Below are 23,802 nucleotides of genomic sequence, written 5' to 3' on the forward strand. Positions count from 1 at the left end.
TTAATCGTCTCCGGGAGCGTAGGTCAAGATGAGGGGGTGAGCACGCCGCGCCCCGACCTCGCCGCGCCGCACTGGCTCGTCCAGCTCCTGCGCAGCACGCCGGTGCCGGTGCCGTGGAACATGGTCACCCGGGCCGTGGTCGCGCTGGCCGTGCCGCTCGCGATCGCGTACGCGGCGGGCGACATCGGCGTCGGCGCGCTCATCTCGACCGGGGCCCTGCCCGCCGTGCTGTCCGAATCGGCCGGGCCCTACCGCTACCGCGCCCGGCGGCTCGGCGGCGCGACCCTCGCCGCGACCGCGGGCTACCTCGCCGGGCTGCTCACCGGCGGCACCCCGGCGCTGTCCATGCCCACCGTGATCCTGGTCGCCGCGGTGTCCGCGGTGATCAGCGCGGCCGGGAGCAACGCCTCGGTCGCCGGGCTGCAGATGCTCGTGTTCTGCGTGATCGCCACCGGGCAGCACGCGACCGGCGTCCGCGTCGAGGTCCTCTTCGGCTGCTTCTGCCTCGGCGCCGCCTGGAGCCTGCTGGTCGCGCTCGTCACCTGGACGGTCCGGGCGACCAGCCCCGAACGCACCGCCGTCGCGCACGTCTACGTCGAGCTGGCCGCGATGCTGTCCGCGACTGACGAAGCCGTCTCGCGGGTCGCTCGCCACCGGCTGACCACGGCGATGAACACCGCCTACGACCAGCTGCTCACCGCGCGCTCCTGGCTGTCCGGCCGCGACGCCGCTTACCGGCACCTGCTCAACCTGCTTTCGGCGACGACGCCCGCCGTCGAAGCGTCGGTGGCGATGGTCAACGCGGGTCGCCGGCCGGCCGCGGAGGTCGTCGACCACTTCGTCGCGCTTTCGGCGGCGGTGCTGGCCGGCCAGCCGCTGCCGCCCCCGCCGCCGGTGCCGCCCGGTGACGCCGACCCGGTGCTCGCCGCGCTCTACGCGGGGCTGGTCCGGATCGGCAAGGGCGACGACCGCAAGCGCCGGCAGCCGACGCCGTGGCACCGCCGCCTGCGGGAGTGGGCGGGCTCGCTCGCGTCCGGCCCGCTCACCTGGATCGCCGCGCTGCGGCTGACGCTGTGCGTCGCGATCGCCGAGATCGTCGGCCTGCTCGTGCCGCTGGAACGCTCGTACTGGATCACCCTGACCGTCGGCATCGTGCTCAAGCCCGACTTCGGCTCCGTCTTCGGCCGCGCGGTGCTGCGCGGCATCGGCACGGTCATCGGCGTCGGGATCGGTGCCGCGGTGCTCGGTCTCGGCGCGAACGGCTGGGTCCTGGTGGTGCTCAGCGCGGTCTTCGCCGGCGGCATCGCGGTGGGGAAGGTGCGCAACTACGGCATCCAGAGCGCCTTCGTGACGCCGTTGATCATCCTGCAGATGGGCCTGGCCCACACCGGGAACTGGAGCGTGGTGCTGGCGCGGCTGGTCGACACCGTGCTGGGCTGCGTGATCGTGCTCGTCTTCGGCTACCTGCTGTGGCCCGGCAGCCGGCGCCCGCGGGTGGGCGGGCGGCTGGCCGACGGCCTGGACGCCGTCGCGAAGTACGTCTCGCACGCGCTGGTCGAAGCGTCATCGGGGGAGGCGCGGCTGGCGCGGTCGCGAGCGCGGCGCGGGGCCTACCGGGCCCTGGCCGACCTGCGGACGGCGTTCCAGCAGGCCGTCGTCGAGCCGTCCGCGCACGGCCGCCAGGCGGTGGCGTGGTGGCCGGTGATCGCCGCGCAGGAGCGCGTCGCGGACGCCGTCACCGAGGTCGGCGTGACGATCGGGCGCGGTGTGCCGCCGCCGGACCCGGCCGACATCGAGCTGCTGACGGCCGCACTGGGGGAACTCGCTTCGGCGGTCCGGGAGCAGCGGGCGCCGCGGTCGATGCCGCTGCCGGACGCCCCGCAGCTGTCCGGCGTGGTCGACCAGCTGGAGTCGGCGTTCGACGCCGTCCGCGGCCCCGACCTGGCCGAACGCCCACCCCTGGGGCTCGTCCGGCGGTTCCTGCCCCACCAGCGGCGCACCTGAGCACTTGTGCGGTTCAATGCACCCATGGGAATCGACTTCGAAGCGTTGAAGGGCAAGGCCGAAGAGGCCCTGCGCGAGCACAACGACAAGATCGAGGAGGGCCTCGACAAGGCCGCCGACTTCGCGAAGTCGAAGTTCGCCGGCCACGACGGCCAGATCGACACCGGTGTCGAGAAGGCGAAGGACTTCCTCAACAAGTTCGACGACACGCCGGACAACCCGCCGGCGCGGTAGCTATTGGACTTCGCCGGTCGCGATCCCGTCCGCGAGGCCGGTGATCCGGCCGCCGCGTTCGCCCAGCGCGATCAGTCCTTGCCGCGCGTCCGGCGCGGCCAGGCTGATCCGGACCCCGGCCCGTTCGATGTCGAGGCTGGCCGCAAGCGCTTGCGCGCCTTCGTATCCCGCGTTGATCGTGGCCGCGAGCCCACCGGTCGAGGCGAGCGAGCCGCGGGCGGCGCCGAGCCGGCCGAGCGCCTCGTCGACGATCGGCAGCAGCGCGTCCCGGTTGCCTTCGGTCATCGCGCGGACGAGCTGCGGGTTCGAGCCGGCCACGCGCGTGCCGTCGCGGTAGGACCCGGCGGCCAGCGACATCGCCAGCGGACCGCCCGCGGCGCCGATCGTGGCCAGGATCGCCGCCAGCAGGTGCGGCAGGTGCGAAATCCGGGCGACGGCTTCGTCGTGCGACTCCGCGGGCAGCGGGACGACGTGCGCCCCGATGGCCAGCACGAGCTCCGCCACCTCGGCCCAGGCTTCGAGGTCGGTGTCCTCCTCGACGGCGACCACCCACGGGGCGCCCTGGAACAGCGCGGCGTCCCCGGCCGGCCAGCCGGAGTTCGACGTCCCCGCCATCGGGTGCCCGCCGACGTACCGCGTGTACGGCACGCGACGGCGGACCGCGTCCAGCACCGGCGCTTTCACGCTGGTCACGTCGGTGAGCAGGCAGTGCGAAGCGTGTTGGTTGACCAGGCGCAGCAGGTCTTCGACGGCCGGGAGCGGCACGGCGAGCACGACCATCGCGTCCTCGGCCGCGGCCCGGTGCAGGGCCGCTTCGACGTCCGTCGTGACGTCGTAGCCCGCTCTGCTCGCCGCGTCGGCGTCCACTTCGGATACCGCGGCACCCCACGCTGTGCGGCCGTTGGCGGCCGCCGCGCGCAGCAGTGACCCGCCGATCAGCCCGAGCCCGATCACGCATACGTCTCGCACGGGCCCCATCCTGCCAGTGCCGGACGCTTCTGTGGCTACAGCGCGGCGGCGAGCCTCGTCCCCTGGTCGATCGCGCGCTTCGCGTCGAGTTCCGCGGCGACGTCGGCCCCGCCGATCAGGTGCACCGGCAGCCCGGCCGCCCGCAGGTCGTCGGCGAGGTCCCGCACCGGCTCCTGACCGGCGCAGACGACGACCGTGTCGACTTCCAGGAGCCGGGGCACGCCGTCGACGGTGATGTGCAGGCCGTCGTCGTCGATCCGCTCGTAGGTGACGCCGGTGAGCTGCTCGACGCGCTTGGCCTTGAGCGCGGCCCGGTGCACCCAGCCGGACGTCTTGCCGAGCCCGGCCCCGATGCCGGACTTCTTGCGCTGCAACAGGAACACCTGCCGCGGCGACGGCTCGGGCCGCGGCGTGCCGAGCCCGCCCGCCGCCTGTTCCGGGTCGGTGACACCCCATTCGGCCAGCCACGCGTCGAGGTCGAGCGTGGGCGAATCGGTGTGCGTGAGGAACTCGCTGACGTCGACGCCGATGCCGCCGGCCCCGATCACCGCGACCCGCTCGCCGACCGGCTTGCCGAGCTTGACGACGTCGACGTAGGACAGCACCTTCGGGTGGTCGATCCCGGGCAGCGACAGCACGCGTGGCGCGACCCCGGTGGCCAGCACGACTTCGTCGAAGCCGGTGAGTTCGGCCGCGGCCACGCGCTTTCCGAGGTGCAGCTTCACCCCGGTCACTTCGAGCCGCCGCCGGTAGTAGCGGATGGTCTCGGCGAACTCCTCCTTGCCGGGGATCTTCCGCGCGATGCCGAACTGGCCGCCGACTTCGGCGTCGGCCTCGAACAGTTCGACACCGTGCCCGCGTTCGGCCAGCGCGGTCGCCGCCGCCAGCCCGGCCGGGCCGGCCCCGACGACGGCGACGTGCTTCGACCGCCGCGCCGGCGCGAGCGTCAACGTCGTTTCGTGGCCGGCCCGCGGATTCACCATGCAGGACACCAGCTTGCGCTTGAAGGCGTGGTCCAGACAGGCCTGGTTGCAGGCGATGCAGGTGTTGATCTCGTCCTCGCGGCCGGTCTCGGCCTTCCGGATCCATTCGGGATCGGCGAGGAACGGCCGGGCCATCGACACGAGATCGGCGTCGCCGCTGCTCAAGGCTTCCTCGGCGACCTGCGGCATGTTGATCCGGTTCGAGGTGACGACCGGGATGGTCACGTGCGGCTTGAGCTTCCCCGTCACCCAGGTGAAGGCGGCGCGCGGCACCGACGTGACGATCGTCGGCACACGGGCCTCGTGCCAGCCGATGCCGGTGTTGATGATCGTGGCGCCGGCGGCCTCGACCTCTTGCGCGAGCGCGACGACGTCTTCCCAGCGCTGGCCGCCCGGGACGAGGTCGAGCATCGAAAGCCGGTAGATGATGATGAAGTCGCCGCCGGCCTTTTCCCTGGTGCGCTTGACGATCTCGACGGCGAACCGGCGGCGCTTCTCCGCCGTGCCGCCCCAGGCGTCGGTGCGCTTGTTGGTGCGTTCGGCCAGGAACTGGTTGATCAGGTAGCCCTCGGAACCCATGATCTCGACGCCGTCGTAGCCCGCTTCGCGCGCGAGAGCGGCGCAGTCGGCGAAGGCGTTGATCTGCTGACGGACGCCTCGGCTCGTGAGCGCGCGCGGCCGGAACGGGTTGATCGGCGCCTTGATGCTCGACGCGGACACGCTCAGCGGGTGGTAGGCGTACCGGCCGGCGTGCAGGACCTGCAGCGCGATCTTGCCGCCGGCTTCGTGGACCGGCGCGGTGAGCTGCCGGTGCTGCTTGGCTTCGGCGGACGTCGTCAGTTTGGAGGCGAGCGGCAGCAGCCAGCCGGTGCGGTTCGGCGCGAACCCGCCGGTGACGATGAGCCCGACGCCGCCGCGGGCGCGTTCGGCGTAGTACTCGGCCAGTTCGGGGAAGTGCGATGCCTTGTCTTCGAGGCCGGTGTGCATCGAGCCCATCAGGACGCGGTTGCGCAGCGTCGTGAAGCCGAGGTTGAGCGGGCTGAGCAGGTGCGGGTACGGGCTCATCGGGCGTCCTCGGGGTGGTGGAGGGCGGTCAGGACTTCGTCGAACCACTCGACCTGGCCCTCTTCGACGCGGATGCCGCCGCGCAGGACCAGGTACTGGTGCAGGTGCCGGCCGGTCAGGGCCGCCGGCGCGGGGAAGTCGCGCTTCTCGATCTGGCGGTAGACGTCGAGGCGTTCGGCGTGCTTCGCGCGGTGCCGGACGATCTCCTCGGCCACCTTCGCCGGATCGCCGAAGGTCGCGCCGCGGATCTTCACGGCCAGCTCGACCGGCCCGGCGGACGGATCCGGCTCGGCCAGCCAGCGGACGAGTTCGGCGCGTCCGCTGTCGCTCACCGTGTAGACCTTCTTGTCCGGGCGGCCCGACTGCGCGACGACGTCGACGGCCACCCAGCCGGCCTCTTCCATCCGCTTCAGCACGCGGTAGATCTGCTGGTGGGTGGCGCTCCAGAAGAGCCCGATCGACTTCTCGAAGCGGCGCGTGAGCTCGTAGCCCGAACCGGCGCGCTCGGACAGCGAAACGAGGATCGCGTGCTCCAGTGCCATGCTTGGAGCGTGCTATGCAACTAGTTGCAGTGCAACGAGGCGCGCATCACTTCACCCACCCGGGTGGCACAAAACGGGTCGACTAATCGATCGAAAAGACCAGGATGGAGGGGTGCACCCGGTACTCGAACTGATCTCCGAACGGATGGCGTCGGCTAGTGTCCCGGGAGAGCGCACTGACGGCAGGCGCCTCGCGCTCGCCATCGAGGGCGGCAGCAGCCGCGGCACGTACTCCAGCGGCATGGTCCTGGCGCTGGACGAACTCGGCGTGACACCGGCGTTCGACGCCGTCTACGGCTCGTCGGCCGGCGCGCTGAACGGCGCCTGGCTGCTCTGCGGCCGATCCTCCACCGGCGTCCGGACGTGGTGGAACCCGGTGGTGATGCGCCGGATCATCAACCCGCTGCACACCCTGCGCGGCCGCGCGGTGATCGACCTCGAATACCTGGTCCACCAGGTCTATTCGGTGCTCGAGCCGATGGACTTCCCGGCGATCCTGGCCAACCCGGTCACCTTCCACCCGCTGGCCACCGACGCCGACACGGGGGAGTCGACCGACCTGCACCCCTTCCTCGACGACGTCGACGCGGTCAAGGTCGCGCTCGCCGCGTCGTCGTGCATGCCGGTGCTGGCCGGGCCGCCGATCCCGATGGCCGGCCGCCGGTTCGTCGACGCCGGCGTGGCCGAGCCGATCCCGTACCGCACCGCGCTCGCCCAGGGCGCCACCGACGTCCTGGTGCTGCGCACCCGCCGCGCCGACGAGCTGCCGGTGCCGCCGCCGCGGATGCACGACGTCGTCGTGCCGCGGTTCCTGCGGCGCCAGGCCCCCGGCGCGATCCCGGCCTGGCAGGACACCTACCGGCGGGACGTCGAGGACGAAGAAACGGTGACCACCGACCCGCGCATCCTGACCGTCCGCCCGCCGGCCGGTGCACCGGACGTGGCGGTGCTGGAGCGCGACCCCGAGGTCCTGCGCAAGGCCGTCGACCTCGGTAAAAGCGCCGTCCTCGACGTGCTGGACGGACTGCGCGAGGCGTCCTAAGGCTTGCGCGCGACGCCGCCGATCACCCGCGACTCGGACGGCGAACCGGCGAACACCGTGTGCTCGTCGGGGTGCCACGCCGGGGCGTAGACGAGCCCCGGCTCCAGCATCGGCCAGCCGCCGAAGAAGCGTTCGAACTCGGCCATCGTCCGCAGGAAACCCGGGTTCGTCGTGGTCTCGTAGTACTCGAGCAGGTCGAGCAGCGCCTGCCGCTCGTCTTCGTTCACCGGGTTCTCGTTGGTCATCTGCGACAGCACCAGCAGCGACCCGGGGGCGAGCCGGGCGCGGTAGAACTCGAGCAGCCGATCGGGGTCCTGCTCGTCCTTGACGAAGTGCATGACCGCGTTGATCACCAGGGCGATCGGCTCGCGCACGTCGATGAGGTCCGACGCCTTCACCCGCTCCCAGAGGTCGTCCGGCTGCAGGAAGTCCGCGGCGATGGCGTGGTGGCGCTCCGGGTCGGCGGTGTCGGCGAGCAGCAGCGTCGAGTGGGCCAGCGCGATGGGCTCGTTGTCGATGTAGAGCACCCGCGTGTCCAGCTCGGGGCGGGTTTCGTCGGCGACCTCGTGCACGTTGCCCGCGGTCGGCAGGCCGGAGCCGACGTCGACGAACTGCCGGATGCCTTCGCGGACGCACTGCCGGACCGCGCGGCCGAGGAACTGCCGGCTCGTGAGGCAGTACTCGCCCATGAGCGGCAGCCGGGCGCGGACCTTCTCGGCGAAGTCGCGATCGATCGCGTAGTGCGTGTTCCCGCCGATGAAGTAGTCGTAGATCCGCGCGGCGGACGGCCGGTCGAGACTGCTTGCGACGGCCTTGAGCGCGTCGTCGTGGTTGATCATGACCACCCCTTCGCGGCCCATGCTGCCACGGGAACGATCACGCCGGCGACAACGCCTCCCGATAGGCGTTGACGGACTCCGTCAACCGGTCCAGTTCGGCGCGCATCCGGGCGAGCCCGGCTTCGTCCAAGCTCATCGCCGCGCCGATCACGTCGGGGATGCCCCGCGCCTTCTCGTGCAGCGCCTTGCCGCTTTCGGTCAGGCTGACGCGGACCGAGCGCTCGTCGTCGGCCTGCCGGTTCCGGACCACCAGGCCCGCGGTCTGCAGCCGCTTGAGCAACGGCGAAAGCGTGCCCGAGTCGAGGTTCAGCTCGGCGCCGAGCTCCTTCACCAGCCGGTGGTCCTGGTCCCAGAGCGCCAGCATGACCAGGTACTGGGGGTAGGTCAGATCGAGGTCTTCCAGGACGACCCGGTACAGCGACGTCACCGCGCGCGACGCCGAGTACAGCCCGAAGCAGAGCTGGTCGTCCAGCCGCAGCGATGCCATGGCGGCCTCCTCTTCCTTGGCTGTCCATGGTGCGCGCGATCCGGCTGGGCGGCAACTTAAGTGCCCCGCATCTCATTGAACTCAAATTAGTTGTGCACAACTGAATTGCGAGCTACCTTCATGACATCAGCTTCCACCCCGAGGAGGACGACATGACCGCCAACCCGCACAACCTGGCCCTCGAACCGGCCGCGCAGGCGTTCGCCGAGGCCACCGACCAGCCGCCGTACCTGTTCCAGCTGGCGCCGGAGGAAGGCCGCAAGGCCGTCGACGGCGTCCAGGACGGCGAAATCGCCATGGCTCCCGCCGAGATCGAGGTGCTGACCGTCCCGGGCGGCCCGAACGGCGACGTCGAGACGCGGATCGTGCGCCCGGCCGGGGTCGAGGGCCCGCTGCCGGTGATCGTCTACATCCACGGCGCCGGCTGGGTGTTCGGCGACTTCCACACCCACGAGCGGCTGGTGCGCGAACTGGCGGCCGGAGTGGGCGCCGCCGTCGTGTTCCCCGAGTACAGCCGTTCGCCCGAGGCGCGCTACCCGATTGCCATCGAGGAGAACTACGCGGTGGCCAAGTGGGTCGCCCAGCACGGCGCGGAAAAGGGCCTCGACACCTCGCGCATCGCCATCGCCGGCGACTCCGTCGGCGGGAACATGACCGCGGCGCTGACCATCCTGGCCAAGCAGCGCGGCGACGTCACCTTCAAGCAGCAGGTGCTCTTCTACCCGGTCACCGACGCGAACTTCGACACCGGGTCGTACCGGCAGTTCGCCGAGGGCTACTTCCTCGGGCGCGAAGGCATGAAGTGGTTCTGGGACCAGTACACGACGGATCCCGCCCAGCGTGCGGAAATCACGGCGTCGCCGCTGCGCGCGTCGCTCGACGAGCTCGCCGGGCTGCCGCCGGCTTTGGTGATCACCGGCGAAGCCGACGTCCTTCGCGACGAAGGTGAGGCGTACGCGGCGAAGCTGCGCCAGGCCGGTGTGCCCGTCACCGCCGTCCGGTACCAGGGGATCATCCACGACTTCGTGATGGTGAACGCGCTGCGCGAGACCCACGCCGCCGAGGCCGCGATCACCCAGGCCGTCACCGTGCTGGCGCGCGCTCTGGCCGCGTAGTTGAGAAAGCGCTGAGCCCACCGCACGTTGCGGCCCTATGGCGGAGGTCACAAGGTCGCAACGTGCGAGGGGGCTCAAACGTGATATATACGCGAGTCCCGCGATCCGGGCGCGCATTTCTGCCCGCCCGGAAGGACCGTTGTCATGCACCTCAGCAGCATCCGGCTCGACTCGCCGATCACGATGGGCATCGTGATCGTCGTGACGCTGCTGGCGATCATCGCGATCCCGTTGTTCTGGGAGCGGTGGAAGCGCAAGCTGCTGTGGCGCACCGCCACCATCCTCTGCGCGGTCGTCGCCATCGTCGTCACCACCGGCCTGGCCGGCAACATGATCGGCGGCTTCTTCCCGACCCTCGGCTCGCTGCTCGGCACCGGCGCCTACGCGGCCAACACCATCGACGCCGAGACGAGCGCGAACGGCGAGAACCTCGAGGTCGTCCGGGAGGTGGGTGCGGCGCACGCCAGGGAGGGCAAGGGAACCGTCGCCCACATGAAGGTGACCGGCCGGCGCACCAAGCTCACCCGCGACGTGACGGTGTACCTCCCGCCGCAGCAGTTCGAACCGGCCTACAAGAATCTCCGGTTCCCGGTCATCGAGTGGATCCCGAACTACCCGTCCGGGCCCGAGGTCGTCACCGACGGGTACAAGCTCCCGGAACACCTCGACGCGGCGATCGCCAAGCGCGTGCTGCCCCCGGTCGTGGTGATCATGCCGGACCCCACGGGCGTCCCGAAGATCGGTCACGACACCGAGTGCGTCGACGAGGTCAACGGCACCGCGAACGACACGTACCTGACGGCGGACCTGCGGGAGTGGGCGCTGCAGAAGCTGGGCGTGTCGGCGGACCGGAAGGCCTGGACCTTCGCCGGCTGGTCCTCCGGCGGCTACTGCGCGATGAACCTGGTGACCCGGCACCCGCAGTGGTACGGCCAAGCGGTCAGCGTCAGCGGCTACGACCGCGCCCAGATGGACGCCGAGACGGAGAACTTGTACAAGGGCCGTCAGGACGTTGACGACGCCAACAACGTCGGCATCACGGTCCGCCTCCACCCGTCCCCGGTGGACATCCTGGCCATCTGGGGTGAGAACGAGAAGTTCGAGAGCGCGGCGGCCGAGCTGATCCGCGCCGGCGTCCGGTCCCCGGTCCGGTTTTCGGCGTGGAAGGTGCCGGACGCGGGCCACAACATGAACACCTTCAAGTCCCAGATCCCCGAAATCCTCACCTGGATCGGTGCCCACACGACACCTCCCGCCACGGCGGGCCGGCCGGTCGAGACCACCGGCGGGGTGCAGCCGTGGCCGCTGCCCCGGTCGGGCGCGGCGGGCGGGCTGGCGGACACCGACCAGGGAGCCGGCTGAGCCGCCTCAGCCGCCGCCGAGCAGCGCCGAGACGATCTCCGTGACCCGCCTCGAGCCGGTCGCGTAGTCGACTTTGGCGGGGTGCTCGGTCAGCACCACGACGATGTAGCGGCCGACCACGCCCGAGGTGTGCAGCACCCGCGTCGGCCGGCAGCACGACCAGCCCTGCTTCACCGCCCACTGCTGCCCGGCGGCGGCGTCCGGGATGCCGAAGTACTGCCGGAACCCGTCGGACCCCCGCTCGGTCGCGTCCCGCAGCGCGTTCAAGATCGCGGCCGACTTGTGGTCGAGCAGGTACTGGTAGATCCGCACGATGTCCGCCGCGGTGATGCGCGTGTCGCCCCAGCGACCGGGATCCTCCGGCGGCCGGGTGCCGGTGAGGCCGAGCTTCGTGGCCCAGCGCGTCACGATCGCCGGGCCGCCGTAGGCCGACCAGAACCGGCTCGCGAGGTCGTCGTCGCTGCGGGACAGCATCCGCTGGACGTCCGCCACGGGACCGCCCCGCTCGAGGACGGAAAGCGCGATCAGCAGCTTCACGAGCGAGGCGGAGGTGTACGCGCGGTCCGCGCGCACGGAGGTGATCGCCGCGCCGCGCTCCCGGTCGAAGACCACGGCGCTGACTTCGCCGTCGCGCACGATCTTGTCGAGCGCGGCGGCGGTCACCTTGACCGGCTCCGCCTTGGCCGCGGGCGCCGGCGTGGCGGACGGTTCACTCTTGGGTGCCGGGGACGGCGTCGAAGCCGGCGCCGGCGTCTCGGACGTCGGTGTGACGAATTCGGTGACCGCGATGGGCCGAGGCGCCTCGGCGGAGCTGTGACGTGCCGTCACCACCACCGCGCCGATCGCCCCCAGGCACAGCCCCACCAGGAAGATGCCGCTCAGCTTGCGCATGATCCGGATTGCCGGAACGGCCGTGCGCTGTTCGCCGGAACGGGCCGGTTTGTGGGATAGCTCTCGAACCAGGCCCGATCCGGGAACGCACCGGGGCCCTGCGGGCAAGCAGGATCGTTTCGCTCACCGTGTTCGCGGGGTACCTGAGGGCGGTGACGGTCGTCACCACCCGCTGGGAAGGACTGGAGTCATGGTTCACGCGAAAGGCGCACGCATCCGGGTCCGAGGCCTGCAGCCGGCGCAGGTGCTGGCCGGACTGGCCGGGATCGCGTTCCTCGTCGTCGGCATCATCGGATTCACAAGGACCGGCTTCGGCAACTTCGCCGGGCACCACGACGCCGGGTTCTGGCGGTTCTCCGCCAACCCGCTGATGAGCTTGGTCCGCGTCGTGACCGGGGTCGTCGGCCTGCTGTTCGCGTTCGGCTCGGGCCGCGCGCGGACGTTCGGCTGGCTGCTGTTCATCGGTTACGGCCTGCTGTTCGTGTGGGGCCTCATGATCGACGGCCTCATTTCGACCAACCCCTTCGCCAACGCCGGCAACCCGCTGGACATCGGGCGCGCCGACACGTGGCTGCACCTCGGTGTCGCCGCGCTCGGCCTGCTGATCGCGGTCCTGCCGGCCCGCCGCACCATCCTGCTGCCCGAAGACGAGACGGTCGACGAGCCGGCGGTCGCCGAGCAGCGCACCGAGGTGATCGACCGGACCGGCCGCACGGACCGGACCGACTACGTCGAGCCGGTCGACCGCGTCGACGCCGACCGGGTCCACACCGACCGCGTCCAGACCGACGGGGTCACCGAGGAGCCGCGTCGCCGGTCGTTCCTGCGTCGTGACCACAAGGGGCGAGGCCCGGAGGTCACTCACGAAGAGCGTCCGCCGGGCCTCGCCCACTAGCAGGTTCGGGGTGGTTCAGTAGGTGGTGCCACCGGAACCCGAGGTGTCATTGGTGCCCGCACCGCTGCCGGCCGGAGCTTGCTGCTGCTGGCTGGCGGCGGTGTTCGGGTTGCTGCCGAGCTTGCAGCCGGCGGGCTCGATGACGAACCAGGTGCCGTTGACGCCCTGGCCGTTCGCGTCGCCCGGCTTGGTGTCCTTCGAGAAGGTGTAGACGGGCCAGCCGCCGACGGTCACCTGCTCCGAGCCGTCCTGGCGCTTGATGCTGCCGAGCAGCTTCGAGTCGATGCCCTGCAGTTCGACCTTGCCGTTGGAGAGGACCGGCGGCCAGGTCTTGGCGCAGTCACCGTTGCAGGCGGAGGCCTTCTTCTTGGTGTCCTTCTGGAACAGGTAGAGCGTCATGCCGTTCTGGTCGACGATCGCGTCGCCGAGGCCGTCGATCTTGCTGGCGCTGAGCTTGACGCCACCGGCCTGAGAGCCGGTCGCCGCGGCCTGGCCGGCCTTCCCGCCCTTGGCGTTCGCCGCGTACCAGGCGCCACTGACGCCCTGGCCGCTCGCGTCGCCGGGCTTGGTGTCCTTGGCGTAGCGGTAGAGCGCCCACCCGCCGACGGTGATCTGCTCGGTCCCGTCGGAGCGTGTCACCTTCCCGACCATGTTCTTGTCGACGCCTTGGACTTGCACGTCCCCGGTCGCCAGCATCGGCGGCCAGGCCTTGGCGCAGTCACCGTCGCAGTTGGACTTCGGGGGCTTCGCGGTGTCCTTGTCGAACCGGTAGAGGGTCATACCGTTCTGGTCGGTGAGCACCTGCCCGAGGTCGGCGACGTCCGCGACGACCAGTTTGCCTTCGTTCGACGCCGGAGCAGCGTTTCCTACCTGGCCGTTGGCGGCCTGGCCGCCTCCGGTGCCACCGGCCGCCGCGGGAGCGACAACCGGCTGAGAAGCGGTCTCGGCACCCGAGCAAGCGGTGAGCACTGCCAGCCCGGCTGCCGCCGCGGCGACGGAGACGGCGATGCGCATGCGAAGCATGGAAGTTCTCCTTGTATCCGTTGGGGTTTCCCGCCGCTCGGTGCGGCTGCTTGATACCCACTACACGGACCCCCGCCGAGGACGGTTCAAAGGAATTTCCGGCTACTCCGAACGGCCCGGCTCCGGTCCGTCGCCGAGGCCGCGGTCGCCGGGGATGGGGTCGCCAAGCGCACGGTCGCCGGGGAGGGGGTCGCCGAAGACGCGGTCGCCGGAGATGGGGTCGCCGAGGGCGCGGTCACCGAGGAGGGGGCCGTCGAGTGCGCGGTCGTCGAGGGCGCGGTCGACCAGGGCGCCCGCCGCGCCGGTGTAGCCGGCGGGGTCGAGCAGTTCGTCCAGCGCGGCCGCCGTCAGCACGCCGGTGATGGCGGGCAGCTCGTCCAGCACGTCCCGGAGCGGCCGGTCTTCGCGCACCGCCCGCCGGGACGCCTCGCCCAGCAGCTCTTTGGCCTTCGCCTTGCCGAGCAGCGGCGCGAGCACGGCGGAGAGCCGTTCGGAGACGATCAGCCCGTGCGTCGACGCCAGGTTCGCCCCCATTCGCTCGGGCACCGCGCTGAGCCCGCGCGCCAGCTCGGCGGCGGTGTACGCGGCACCACCGGTCAGCCGCAGGCACTCGCGGACCAGTTGCCACTCGGCGTGCCAGACCCCGGCCGACCGCTCGTCCTCGGCGAGCATCGACTGCGTGACCCCGGCGGCCAGCACGGGCACCTGCAGCGCGGCCGACCGGATCAGCGTCGCGAGCACCGGGTTCCGCTTGTGCGGCATCGCCGAGGAACCGCCCCGCCCATCGGCGGCCGGTTCGGCGACCTCGCCCAGCTCGGTCCGGCTGAGCGTCTCGACGTCGACGGCCAGCTTCCCCAGCGCCCCGGCGGTGAACGCGAGCGCACCGGCGAGGTCGGCCACCGGCGTCCGCAGCGAGTGCCACGGAAGCACCGGAGCGGCCAGCCCGGTCTCCTCGGCGAACGCAGCGGTCAGCCGCACCACGTAGTCGCCGACGTCCAGGCCGGCGGCCGTCTCGTCGGCGAGGCGCGCGTACTCGACGTACGCCGCCAGCGTTCCGGCCGCTCCGCCCAGCGAGACCGGCAGCCCGCCGTCGAGCACGCGGCGGATGCGGACGGCCGCGTCCAGCACCAGCTGCCGCCAGCCCGCGGCCTTGAGCCCGAACGTCGTCGGCACCGCGTGGGCCGTCAGCGTCCGCCCGGCCATGGTCGTGTCCCGGTGCGCGCGGGCCAGCCCGGCCAGCGCCTCGGCCGTGGCGTCGAGGTCGGCGGCGAGCGGCCGCAGCGTCCGGTCGGCGACCAGCATCATCGCGGTGTCGAAGACGTCCTGGCTGGTCGAGCCGCGGTGCACGTACTCGGCGGCACCGGGCGCGAGCTCGTCGACCGCCGACGTCAGCGCCTTCACCAGGCCGACGACCGGGTTCGCGGTCGCCCGCGACCCGCGCGCCAGCTCGGCGACGTCGATCCGCGCCTTGCCCGCGGCTTCCGTGATCGCGTCGGCCGCCTCCGGCGGCACCGTCCCGAGCCGCGCCTGCGCCCTCGCGAGCGCCGCCTCGGCGTCGAGCATCGCGCGCAACCACGCCTCGTCACCGGTCGACGCTTCGGCCGGCGTACCGGCCCGCACCGGGGACAGGAGTCCGGAATCGGGGTCGACGGTCATGGCGTCAGCATCGCACGCGGCCGCCCTCACCGACGGCCGCACGATCGGGTCTGGCACGCTCATCCGCCATGACCAGCGCTCCGTCCGCCGAGGACACCGCCGGCTCCGAAACCCGGGCCATCGCCGCCGAGCGGCTGACCTTCTTTTCGGACGCCGTCGTCGCCATCGCGATCACGCTGCTCGCGCTCGAGCTGCCGCTGCCGGAGGGCGCCACCAGCGCCGAGCTGCTGCGGTCACTCGGTCATCACCAGTCCGAATACGTCTCCTTCCTGATCAGCTTCATCGTCATCGGCGGCCACTGGCGCGCCCACCACCGCCTGTTCAACTACGTCACCACGCTCGGCGGCGGGCTCGCCCGCCTCACCTTCGGCTGGCTCTTGATGCAGGTGATCATGCCCTTCGCCACGAAGGTGATCGCCGAAGACGGCGGGTTCGAATTCCGCTTCGTCTTCTACGCCGTCGTGCAGGTCGTCGCGCTGACGCTGTTCCTCCTCATGGCCTGGCAGATCAAGCGGAACCACCTCTACCGCGCGGACACCCCGCCGGAGCTCTTCGGCACGGTCTACCGCGGAATCGGCGCGATGATCGCCGCGTTCGCCATCTCGATCCCGGTCGCCTTCTTCACGCACTGGGCCTACGCGTGCTGGATCGTCGTTCCGCTGGTGGTCAACCTCCTTTCCCGCTTCCGCCGCCGGACGGCAGCTGCCTGAGCCGTCATTCGCCGGTTTCGCCGTCGATCCGCTCGCGGATCAGGTCGGCCTGGCCGATGTGGCGCGCGTACTCGCCGATCATCCGCAGCATCACCCAGCGCAGGGTGAACGGTTCGCCGGTGCTGCGGCGAATGCCGGTCTGCTCCAGTGAGGCGGCCGCGACGATCTCGCGGGAACGCGCGCATTCGGCGTGCCACAACGAGAACGCCTCGTCGACGTCGCCGCCCAGGTCCGTGAAGTCCTGCTCCGGGTCGTCGTCGGAGTAGTAGAGGTTCGGGAGGTCCTCGCCCGCGAACTGGATCCGGAACCACCAGCGTTCGCAGCCCGTGAGGTGCCGCAGCAGCCCGTGCAGGGTCAATGTGGACGGTGGTACCGAGCGTTCGGACAGCTGCGCCGGGTTCAGGCCGGCGCACTTCAGCTCGAAGGTGCGCCGGTAGTACTCGAGGCTTTCGGTGAGCGCCCGGCGCTCGTCAGCGACCGGCGCCGGGTCGGTTCTGGGGCCGGTCAGGCGGAGCGGAGCCGCCACCGGGGTGGTGTGTTCGGTCATGCGCGGAGCGTGCCACAGGGGTCCGACAATTTTCGGTTCGCCGTCGCGGTCGGTGATCGGGCAACCGCCGCGAAACCCCAGTTCAAGCACGGTTTCACGAACCCGGTAACGAATTTCGGGGTGCGCCGATCTGATCTTCGTCACCCCTGCTGCGCACGCCAGTTTCACCGGTCGGAGCGGCACCCCTCGGTTCGGAACCAGGAGATCACACTATGCAGCGAACCGGACGAAGAGCCGCCGTGCTGGCCGCGCTGGCGGCCGCGGCCCTGGGCGCGTCGCCCGCCGTCGCGTCCGCGGCCCCGCCCGCGAGCACGATCGACGTCAGCGCGACCACCGTGCGCGCGGGCACCACGTTCACGGTCACCGAGCAGCTGACCAACCCGGCGGACTTCACGGTCACGGGCGCGAAGGCGGCGCTCTACGTCAAGGAGAAGCCGATCGCCGACGTGGTGGACCTGGTCTCCTGCGACGGGGCGATCGCGCCGTGCGCGCCGTACCTCAGCAGCTTCCGCGGCGGCGTCGGCGACCTGAACGCGGGGGAGAGCCGGACGGTGACGTTCACCCTGCGCGTCAAGGACGACGTCGCGCCCGGCCAGTTCACGCTCCAGCACCAGTTCGCCGGCGACAACTACGCGTTCGCCGTCGAAGACGGCCCGGCCGTCACGATCGCCCCGCCGGACGAGGCCGACGTCAAGGTGGCGCTGACGGCCACCCCGCGCCCCGGCCTGGTGGCCCAGGTCGAGTACGTGATCAAGGTGTCGAACACCGGCCCGGCCACGGCGACCGGCGTCCGCGTGACGGCCACCCCGGGCACCGGCCGCACGGTCGTTTCGATGACGGGCTGCACCCGCTCGGGCGCGACGCTGACCTGCGCGATCGGCACCCTGGCCCCGGGCGCCTCGGCCACGGCGAAGTTCACCTCGGAAGGCGGCTTCTTCGCCTGGGGAGCGTTCACGACAACGGCTCAGCGAGCAGCGAGCGCACCGGCCGACCCGGAGGCGGCCAACGACAAGGCGTCGAAGAAGTGCACTGCCTACACGGGCCTGTTCGTCCAGTGTTGACGGCGTGACGCGCGGGACCTGGATCGGGTCCCGCGCGTCCGCTTTCGTTCGTCCACGTTCGTCCACAGAGGATCAGAGCGCGAACGCGGCCGAGCACCCCCGGCGTCGCACGGCATCGGCGGTCTCGTCGGCGGCCTGTCCGGTGGTGTCGATGACGTGCCGTTCCAGCTCGCCGAGCCCGGCGAACGCGCCGTACATCCCCTTGAGCGGTTCGACGTCGGTGAGCTGAGGCGCGTCGCGGGCCATCCCCCGGGCGAGGGTGACTTCGAGGCTGGGCCGGAGCACGACGTAGTAGAGGTCCAGACCGTCGCGCCGCGCGGCGTCCCGGAAGGGCTGCAGCGCCCAGGGGCCCACGATGCCATCGAGCACCACGTCGTAGTCCCCACGCGCATACCCACAGGCGGCCTCGGCGATCACCCCGAGCACGACCTCGTTCTGCCGGGCGGCCTCAGGCAGGTAAGGCGGCACGAACCCGGTCCGGATCCAGACGTAGAAGCTGTCGGTGTGCAGGTGAACGGCAGGCCGCACGCCATCGGCAGCCACCATCCGGGCAACGGTCGACTTCCCGGCACCGGGCGGCCCGGTGAGGATCAGCAGGGATCCAGGCATGGACGCATCATGGCCAGCGAGCTGGCGAAGAACCAGTCTTGACCTTCCCGGCACCCTCAGCCGCACCCGGCGTGCGAGGGCCCGACCGGGGCCTGGCTAAACTGGTGGCACGGGCCGTTAGCTCAATTGGTAGAGCTGCGGACTTTTAATCCGTAGGTTCTGGGTTCGAGCCCCAGGCGGCCCACTCGATCGACATCCCTGCTGACCAGTGGGGATGTTCGTGTCTGCGGGCCTTGCGAGCTTGACGTGATCTTGGGTGGGCCCTTGTAGGGCCCTGAACAGCGAATATGTGACGGCATGGCAAGTGGGTCGGTTGAGGGCGTCCTTCGCCGCGGTTGATTTTGCCCTTTCTGATCGGTCGATAGGTCTTTCGGTTCCTGGTTCTCAGGCGGCGATGGTTGTGTGGCTGGTTCGCCTGCCAGCGGTCACGGGCCGGCGAGCATCTGCGCGGTGCCGTCGGCGTGGTGTGCGGAGGCGGGTGGTGGTGGTGCGTGTCGGCGGTGAGAACGATGCCGGCGTGGCCGAGCTTGTCTTGGACGGTTTTGAGGTCGTTGCCGGTGGCGAGGAAGAGGCTGGCGGCGCCGTGGGCGCAGGTCGTGCAACCGGATCGGCGGCAGCCCTGAGCGAGTGTTCAACAGGCGGAAGAGGCGGGTCAGTGCGTCGGGCCGGATCGTCCGTGGGGGAGTTCGACGTAACGGGCGGGGTTGCGGTCGATGAGCCCGCGCCGGACAGCGGCGTTGAGCGCAGCGCGCACGGTGGCGTGGATGCGCCGCAACGTGCCGGCGGTGACCGGCAGGCCTGCACAGCCGCAGGTGCGGATGATCGCGGTGAACATCGCCTGGACGTGGGCGTTCGTCAGTTCCTTGAGCAGGTGCCCGCCGAGGTAAGGGATGAGGTAAGCGTGGATGTGCTGGCGGTAGCCCCGCAGCGTTGACTCGCCTGGTCCGAGCCGGATGTCCAGTCGCATTTGCAGCCACTGCGCGGTGGTGATCATCGTGGGGGCCGGGTCGCTGCTACCAGGTTGCAGGTGTAGTCGCGGGCCTGTCGCGCTGCTTGTTGTGAGGCGAATCCGTCGTCGGGCGCCGTCGCGGCACTCACACCGCTTGTAGAGACCCGAAATTTTCTCCATCCGGCTTCACCGCCCACATGTGCATCGGATGGCTTAAGCATGCGCTTCGAGTGCCTCGCGGGACCCGCTGAACAGGCATGACGCAACTCAAGTGGTGGCGCGGTCAAGTCATGTCTTATTCGGGCGAAATAGTGCTTTTATTAGCTATGGGAGGTTTTGTCAAGCTGGTTACTGTGCGGTGAATACACCGGTTGGTCTCTTTTCTTTCGTAGTCTGATCGGTCAGGGTGATCTTGGGTTCGTCGGGGGCCCGGCTGTGTGCTGGTGCTCTTGGGCGAGGGGGATCTCGTGCGTTTTTGTGGTGCGCGTTGGCGCGCTCTTTTGGTGTGCGCTGCCGTCGGCGTGGGGACTGTTGGGATGGTCGCGCCGGCTCATGCCGATACACCCAGGGTTGTTCCGGGTTCGGCTCCGGACAAGGCCACGGCGACCGCTTACGCCCGTGCGGGTGGTAAGCCGGTCGAAGTGAGCTCGGAGACCACGGAGACGTCGCAGACCATGGCGAATCCGGATGGTTCGTGGACGATGACGCAGTACGTCCACCCGGTCCGGGTGAAGCAGGCCGGGGCGTGGGCGCCGGTGGACACCACGCTGGTGCGGCGGGCGGACGGGTCGGTGGGGCCGAAGGCGGTCACGATCGACGTCAAGCTCAACCCTGGTGGGACGGGCTCCGCGGGCGTGCCGATCGTGCAAGCGGGGCAGGACGGCAAAGAGGTCGGTCTGAAGTGGACGGCCGATCTGCCGGCGCCGGCGCTGACTGGTGACACGGCCACTTACGCGGAAGTGCTTCCGGGCGTTGACTTGACGGTGAAGGCGGCTCCCGAAGGCTTCACGGAGAACTTGGTCGTCAAGACGGCGGAGGCGGCGAAGAACCCCAAGCTGCGGGAGATCCCGTTCGGCCTGCACACGCGCAATACGACTGTCAGCGTTGCCGAAGGTCAGGGGCCTGGTACGCCGGCGCAGGCTGCTCCGACCGATGGGCTCGAGGTCAAGGACGCGGCTGGGCGAGTCGTTTTCTCCGGGAACGCCTCGCGGATGTGGGATTCTTCCGGTGACGGCTCACCGGCCGAACGGGAGCTGGGCGAGGGCGGCGGCCGGCGGGAGGCCGTGATGGATGTCGCCCTCACCCCGGACAAGGTGACCATCACTCCGGACCAAACGTTCCTGAACGACCCGGCCACCCGGTACCCGGTGTCGCTGGACCCGGGCTACGACTGCAATTCGTGCTGGAACCAAGCGCATGTGGTGGTCCAGTCCGGACACCCGGGCGCGCGCAACTGGAACGCCACGGACGGGGACCTGTCGAACCTGAAGGCGGGTTACGAAAACTTCGACAGCGCCGGGACGTCGCGGTCCTACATCCAGATGAACAGTGAGCGCTTGGGCGGCACGGTGGTGCACAGCGCGTCGCTGAACACCAAGGTCCAGCACAGCGCCAAGTGCGATGGGGACGCCAAGCCGACCGGGTTGTGGTTGTCGAACCCCGCCTCGCCCGACACGACCTGGGCCGCGCAGCCCGGCTGGAGTTACCAGGTGTCCACGATGAACGTCGCGAACTGCCACGACACACCCAACGTGGATGGGGTGTTCAATGCCACCGCGGCGGCCAAGGACGCGGCGGCGAACCGTTGGCAGAGCACGTGGTTCGTGCTCGCGGCCGCCAACGAAGGCGATGGGGTGGCGGCGTGGCGGCGGTTCGACCTGAACCCCTACTTCGCGGTGAACTACGATTCCTACCCCAACTCGCCGGCGGCCCTGTCGATGCAGAACGGGACGCTGCCGTGCGCGTCGGGGTCGGACCGGCCGTGGGTGTACACGAAGACGCCGCAGCTCGCGGGCCGGCTGTCCGATCCGGACGGTGGCACGCTCTACGGCAAGTTCGCCCTCGCGTACGGTGCGCTCGGTCACAACGTCTACGTTCACGACAACGGCGACAATCTCGTGTCGGTGGGCACGGGCGGGTCGAACCAGGAGTCGACCGCGCAGCTGGCGGCGGTCCCGCCGGGGTGGATCAACGAAGACGGTATCTACAACTGGTCGATGCAGGCCTACGACGGTGAGCTGTGGTCGAACTGGGTCGGCAACTGCGAGTTCACCGTGGACACCAAGGTACCGGCGCCGCCCGTGGTGGCGATGGCGTCCTGGACCGACCCGAAGGTCCAGGGTGACGCGGTGGAGTTCTCCGTGTGGACCGGCATGGCCACCGAGAACCTCTACGACATCGACCACTTCATCTACACCACCGACGGTTCCGAACCCCAGACCCAGGGCTCGCCGACCGCGCCGGCCACCCAGGGTGTCGACGCCGACGGCAAGATGGTCGCCACGACGGCGCTCAAAGTGGTGGCGGCCAACGGCAACCAGAACCTGATCAAGGTCAAGTCGGTGAACAAGGCCGGCATGCCCAGCCCCGACGCCACCTGCGTGGTGCTCGCCGAATCGAATCCGGCGTTGGACGGGCCGTCCTGCTCCTACCACGTCCAGCCGCTCACCCCCGGCAAGAACCTGGTCGCCGCCTGGAGCGCCGACGAACCGTCCGGCACCACGTTGGTCGACGCCGCGTCGTCGACGCCGGACAACGCGACCCTGCCCACTCACCCGGCCACCGCGTCCGGCGGCGTCACCCGAGGTGCGGGTTACAACCACGGCACCAGCTGGACCCACCCCGACACCAGCGGCTACAGCGACGGCGTGAAGGGCGCGATCAACCTCGACGGCACCAGCGGCTACGCCGAGACCGGTGATCGGGTGCTCGATCCGACGAAGTCGTTCACGGTGGCGGCCTGGGCGAAGCTCACCGACACCACGCATTCGCAAACCATCATCGCCCAAGACGGCACCCAGGCGATGGCGCTGGCCCTGCAGTACAACAAGGAAACCAACTCCTGGGCGCTACGCGTCTCGGTCGATGATTCGGTCACACCGGCGGCCGCCTGGGCCTTCTCGAGCGGACCACCCCAGACCGGGGTGTGGACCCATGTGGCGGGGACGTATGACGCGTCGACCCATGCCGCGACCCTCTACGTCGACGGCGCGAAACAAAGCACGGTGATCGCCCAACCAACGGCCGCAACCGCACCGGCGGTCCTGGGCGCGGCGAAATGGGCCGGGGTCCGCGCCGACTATTTCCACGGTTCGCTCGACGACCTGCAGGTGTGGCAGCGGGCCCTGTCCGGGCAGGACGTCCACGACCTGGCCGGCGTGGCCGTGCCGCTCGCGAACTACGGCCTCGCCGAGGGCTGCGCATCGGAGCTGACGTCGGCGACCTCACGGGTCCCGTCGCTGCAGGCGAGCTGGGCGCTTGGGGAGACCAGCGGGAACACCGCCGCCGACAGCACCGGCCGCGGCAACACCGTCACCCTCACCGGCGGGCATACCTGGGTACCCGGCCACGATGGCGGCGGCCTGCAGCTGGACGGTTCGAGCGGCTACGGATCCACCCCTGGCCCGGTGGTGGACACCGCCAGGTCCTTCACCGTCTCGGCCTGGGTCAACCCCGCCGATCTCAACGCCGACCACACCGTCTTTTCGCAAGCCGGCACCCAAGCCGCCAACTTCGTTCTGCGTTATGACAAGACAGCCAACCGCTGGGCGTTCGGGATGTCCCCGGCCGACAACACAGCGGCGGCGATGACCTGGGCGATGAGTACCTCGGTTCCGCAGGCGGGGACGTGGACCATGCTGACCGCGACGTTCGACAAGACGACCCGGCAACTCCGGCTGTCGGTGAACGGGAAGCACGAAGCCGATGCCACGGTGGCCGCGGCGTGGACAGCGAACGGGCCGCTCATGCTCGGAGCCGAGCCCGGTGGGAAGAATCTGTTCAAGGGAGTGCTCGACCAAGGTCAGGTGTGGTCACACGCACTAACCGACGACCAGATCGCGGGGATGAACAGCCTGCGGTACGTCGACAACGTCACCCAGAGTGCGGGCACGCCATCGGGCGGGGTTTCACTGGGCACGGACACCGACACCGCAGGGAACCCCGCGGCGTGTGCGGCGCAGTTCACCGTCGACGGCGGCGAAGTCGCGACCACCAGGCCCGCGACCCTGCGGACCGACAAGTCGTTCACGTTCGAAGCGTGGGTCAAGCACACCTGGACGGCGTCGGACGCATCCGTGAACGGTCCGGTCGACCCCTCTCCCCGGGCTGTCGTCAGCACGACCGACGCCCAGTTCTCGCCATTGCTGCTCGGTTACCGGCCGTGGGCCGACGCATCGGGTGCCCAGCACGGCAGGTGGAGTTTCCTGGTTTCCCCGTCCGCGACCGGCAATGACAGCCGGATCGTGTTGAGCGACGCCGTCGCGGCCGACAACACGTGGACGCATCTTGCTGCCACCTATGATGCCGCCACCGGCTATATCGCGCTCTACGTGGATGGGGCGAAGCAGAACTTCTACGTCAACACGCCCGACGGTGGTGGAGTCGTGGCCCGGGATTCCAGCGGCGGTCTCGTTCTCGGCCACGGGGTGTGGACGGGACGGCGCAGCGACACCTGGTATGGAGGCCTGGCGGGCGTGCGGGCCTATTCCGGGCTCCGCGGCATCGCCGGGATCAACTTCGACAGACAGGCCGACGACCCCGGCAGCCTTTTCGGCGTCACCCACTAGCACCGGCTTCGGCGCGTCGAGCGCCCACCAGA

20 protein-coding genes and 1 tRNA gene are annotated in these 23,802 nt (G+C 70.3%); 10 read left to right on the forward strand and 11 right to left on the reverse strand.

Annotated elements, in window-relative coordinates:
- The first annotated feature begins 36 nt into the window (after positions 1–36).
- Entirely contained in the window at positions 37–2,004 is a 1,968-nt protein-coding gene (locus AB0M30_RS29035) for an FUSC family protein (protein WP_364589818.1), read from the forward strand.
- A 24-nt stretch (positions 2,005–2,028) separates the two neighbouring features.
- Entirely contained in the window at positions 2,029–2,238 is a 210-nt protein-coding gene (locus AB0M30_RS29040) for an antitoxin (protein ID WP_103341725.1), read from the forward strand.
- Here AB0M30_RS29040 and AB0M30_RS29045 read toward each other — a convergent pair whose 3' ends face one another.
- Genes AB0M30_RS29045 through AB0M30_RS29055 form a run of 3 tightly spaced genes read right to left on the reverse strand, consistent with a single transcriptional unit; the run spans position 2,239 to position 5,797 of the window.
- A complete protein-coding gene (locus AB0M30_RS29045; protein ID WP_364590115.1) occupies positions 2,239–3,192 on the reverse strand; it encodes a prephenate dehydrogenase in 954 nt (317 codons plus the stop codon).
- A 50-nt stretch (positions 3,193–3,242) separates the two neighbouring features.
- Positions 3,243–5,255 (reverse strand): NADPH-dependent 2,4-dienoyl-CoA reductase, encoded by a 2,013-nt coding sequence (locus AB0M30_RS29050; protein WP_364589821.1) that lies wholly within the window; start codon positions 5,253–5,255, stop codon positions 3,243–3,245.
- Entirely contained in the window at positions 5,252–5,797 is a 546-nt protein-coding gene (locus AB0M30_RS29055; protein ID WP_364589824.1) for a PadR family transcriptional regulator, read from the reverse strand. Before AB0M30_RS29055 ends, AB0M30_RS29050 begins: the two co-directional genes overlap by 4 nt.
- A 112-nt stretch (positions 5,798–5,909) precedes the next feature.
- On the opposite strand from AB0M30_RS29055, the gene AB0M30_RS29060 reads away from it, so the two are divergent.
- Complete coding sequence (locus AB0M30_RS29060; protein ID WP_364589827.1) at positions 5,910–6,839, forward strand: patatin family protein; 930 nt, start codon at positions 5,910–5,912, stop codon at positions 6,837–6,839.
- On the opposite strand, the gene AB0M30_RS29065 is transcribed toward AB0M30_RS29060, so the two are convergent.
- Both AB0M30_RS29065 and AB0M30_RS29070 read right to left on the reverse strand, forming a co-directional pair.
- Positions 6,836–7,678, reverse strand: coding sequence for an SAM-dependent methyltransferase (locus tag AB0M30_RS29065; RefSeq protein WP_364589830.1), 843 nt, complete (start codon positions 7,676–7,678; stop codon positions 6,836–6,838). The two genes, AB0M30_RS29060 and AB0M30_RS29065, sit on opposite strands and share 4 nt — an antisense overlap.
- Positions 7,679–7,715: 37 nt before the next feature.
- Entirely contained in the window at positions 7,716–8,165 is a 450-nt protein-coding gene (locus AB0M30_RS29070; RefSeq protein WP_364589833.1) for a MarR family transcriptional regulator, read from the reverse strand.
- Positions 8,166–8,317: 152 nt separating this feature from the next.
- Between AB0M30_RS29070 and AB0M30_RS29075 the strand changes: the two genes are divergently transcribed.
- Together AB0M30_RS29075 and AB0M30_RS29080 are read left to right on the forward strand one after the other, a co-directional pair.
- The gene (locus AB0M30_RS29075; protein ID WP_364589836.1) at positions 8,318–9,280 is read left to right on the forward strand and encodes an alpha/beta hydrolase; all 963 of its coding nucleotides are present in this window, start codon (positions 8,318–8,320) and stop codon (positions 9,278–9,280) included.
- A 144-nt stretch (positions 9,281–9,424) separates the two neighbouring features.
- Positions 9,425–10,642: an alpha/beta hydrolase-fold protein gene (locus AB0M30_RS29080; RefSeq protein WP_364589839.1), complete on the forward strand. Its 1,218-nt coding sequence runs from the start codon at positions 9,425–9,427 to the stop codon at positions 10,640–10,642.
- Positions 10,643–10,648: 6 nt separating this feature from the next.
- Here the strand turns inward: AB0M30_RS29080 and AB0M30_RS29085 are convergent, their stop codons facing one another.
- Positions 10,649–11,533 (reverse strand): hypothetical protein, encoded by an 885-nt coding sequence (locus AB0M30_RS29085; RefSeq protein ID WP_364589842.1) that lies wholly within the window; start codon positions 11,531–11,533, stop codon positions 10,649–10,651.
- Positions 11,534–11,723: 190 nt separating this feature from the next.
- Here AB0M30_RS29085 and AB0M30_RS29090 point away from each other — a divergent pair, with 190 nt between their 5' ends.
- Positions 11,724–12,428 carry a DUF4383 domain-containing protein gene (locus AB0M30_RS29090; RefSeq protein ID WP_364589845.1) on the forward strand — a complete coding sequence of 235 codons (705 nt, stop codon included), beginning with the start codon at positions 11,724–11,726 and terminating at the stop codon, positions 12,426–12,428.
- Positions 12,429–12,443: 15 nt separating this feature from the next.
- On the opposite strand, the gene AB0M30_RS29095 is transcribed toward AB0M30_RS29090, so the two are convergent.
- Both AB0M30_RS29095 and pcaB read right to left on the reverse strand, forming a co-directional pair.
- A complete protein-coding gene (locus tag AB0M30_RS29095) occupies positions 12,444–13,451 on the reverse strand; it encodes an SCO0930 family lipoprotein (RefSeq protein WP_364589848.1) in 1,008 nt (335 codons plus the stop codon).
- 102 nt (positions 13,452–13,553) lie between these two features.
- Positions 13,554–15,107: a 3-carboxy-cis,cis-muconate cycloisomerase gene (pcaB, locus tag AB0M30_RS29100; protein ID WP_364589851.1), complete on the reverse strand. Its 1,554-nt coding sequence runs from the start codon at positions 15,105–15,107 to the stop codon at positions 13,554–13,556.
- 68 nt (positions 15,108–15,175) lie between these two features.
- Here pcaB and AB0M30_RS29105 point away from each other — a divergent pair, with 68 nt between their 5' ends.
- Positions 15,176–15,817 carry a TMEM175 family protein gene (locus AB0M30_RS29105; protein ID WP_364589854.1) on the forward strand — a complete coding sequence of 214 codons (642 nt, stop codon included), beginning with the start codon at positions 15,176–15,178 and terminating at the stop codon, positions 15,815–15,817.
- Between the two features lie 4 nt (positions 15,818–15,821).
- Here the strand turns inward: AB0M30_RS29105 and AB0M30_RS29110 are convergent, their stop codons facing one another.
- Positions 15,822–16,364 (reverse strand): DinB family protein, encoded by a 543-nt coding sequence (locus AB0M30_RS29110; protein ID WP_364589857.1) that lies wholly within the window; start codon positions 16,362–16,364, stop codon positions 15,822–15,824.
- 212 nt (positions 16,365–16,576) lie between these two features.
- Here AB0M30_RS29110 and AB0M30_RS29115 point away from each other — a divergent pair, with 212 nt between their 5' ends.
- Complete coding sequence (locus AB0M30_RS29115) at positions 16,577–17,425, forward strand: hypothetical protein (protein WP_364589860.1); 849 nt, start codon at positions 16,577–16,579, stop codon at positions 17,423–17,425.
- 72 nt (positions 17,426–17,497) lie between these two features.
- On the opposite strand, the gene AB0M30_RS29120 is transcribed toward AB0M30_RS29115, so the two are convergent.
- Positions 17,498–18,034, reverse strand: a complete 537-nt coding sequence (locus AB0M30_RS29120) for an AAA family ATPase (RefSeq protein WP_364589863.1) — start codon at positions 18,032–18,034, stop codon at positions 17,498–17,500.
- A gap of 111 nt (positions 18,035–18,145) precedes the next feature.
- On the opposite strand from AB0M30_RS29120, the gene AB0M30_RS29125 reads away from it, so the two are divergent.
- Positions 18,146–18,218, forward strand: a tRNA-Lys gene (locus AB0M30_RS29125).
- A gap of 468 nt (positions 18,219–18,686) precedes the next feature.
- On the opposite strand, the gene AB0M30_RS29130 is transcribed toward AB0M30_RS29125, so the two are convergent.
- The gene (locus tag AB0M30_RS29130) at positions 18,687–19,001 is read right to left on the reverse strand and encodes a hypothetical protein (protein WP_364589866.1); all 315 of its coding nucleotides are present in this window, start codon (positions 18,999–19,001) and stop codon (positions 18,687–18,689) included.
- 623 nt (positions 19,002–19,624) lie between these two features.
- Here AB0M30_RS29130 and AB0M30_RS29135 point away from each other — a divergent pair.
- A complete protein-coding gene (locus tag AB0M30_RS29135) occupies positions 19,625–23,770 on the forward strand; it encodes a LamG domain-containing protein (protein WP_364589869.1) in 4,146 nt (1,381 codons plus the stop codon).
- The last annotated feature ends 32 nt before the right edge of the window (positions 23,771–23,802 follow it).

The organism is Amycolatopsis sp. NPDC051716 (assembly GCF_040681595.1).
Classification (GTDB): domain Bacteria; phylum Actinomycetota; class Actinomycetes; order Mycobacteriales; family Pseudonocardiaceae; genus Amycolatopsis.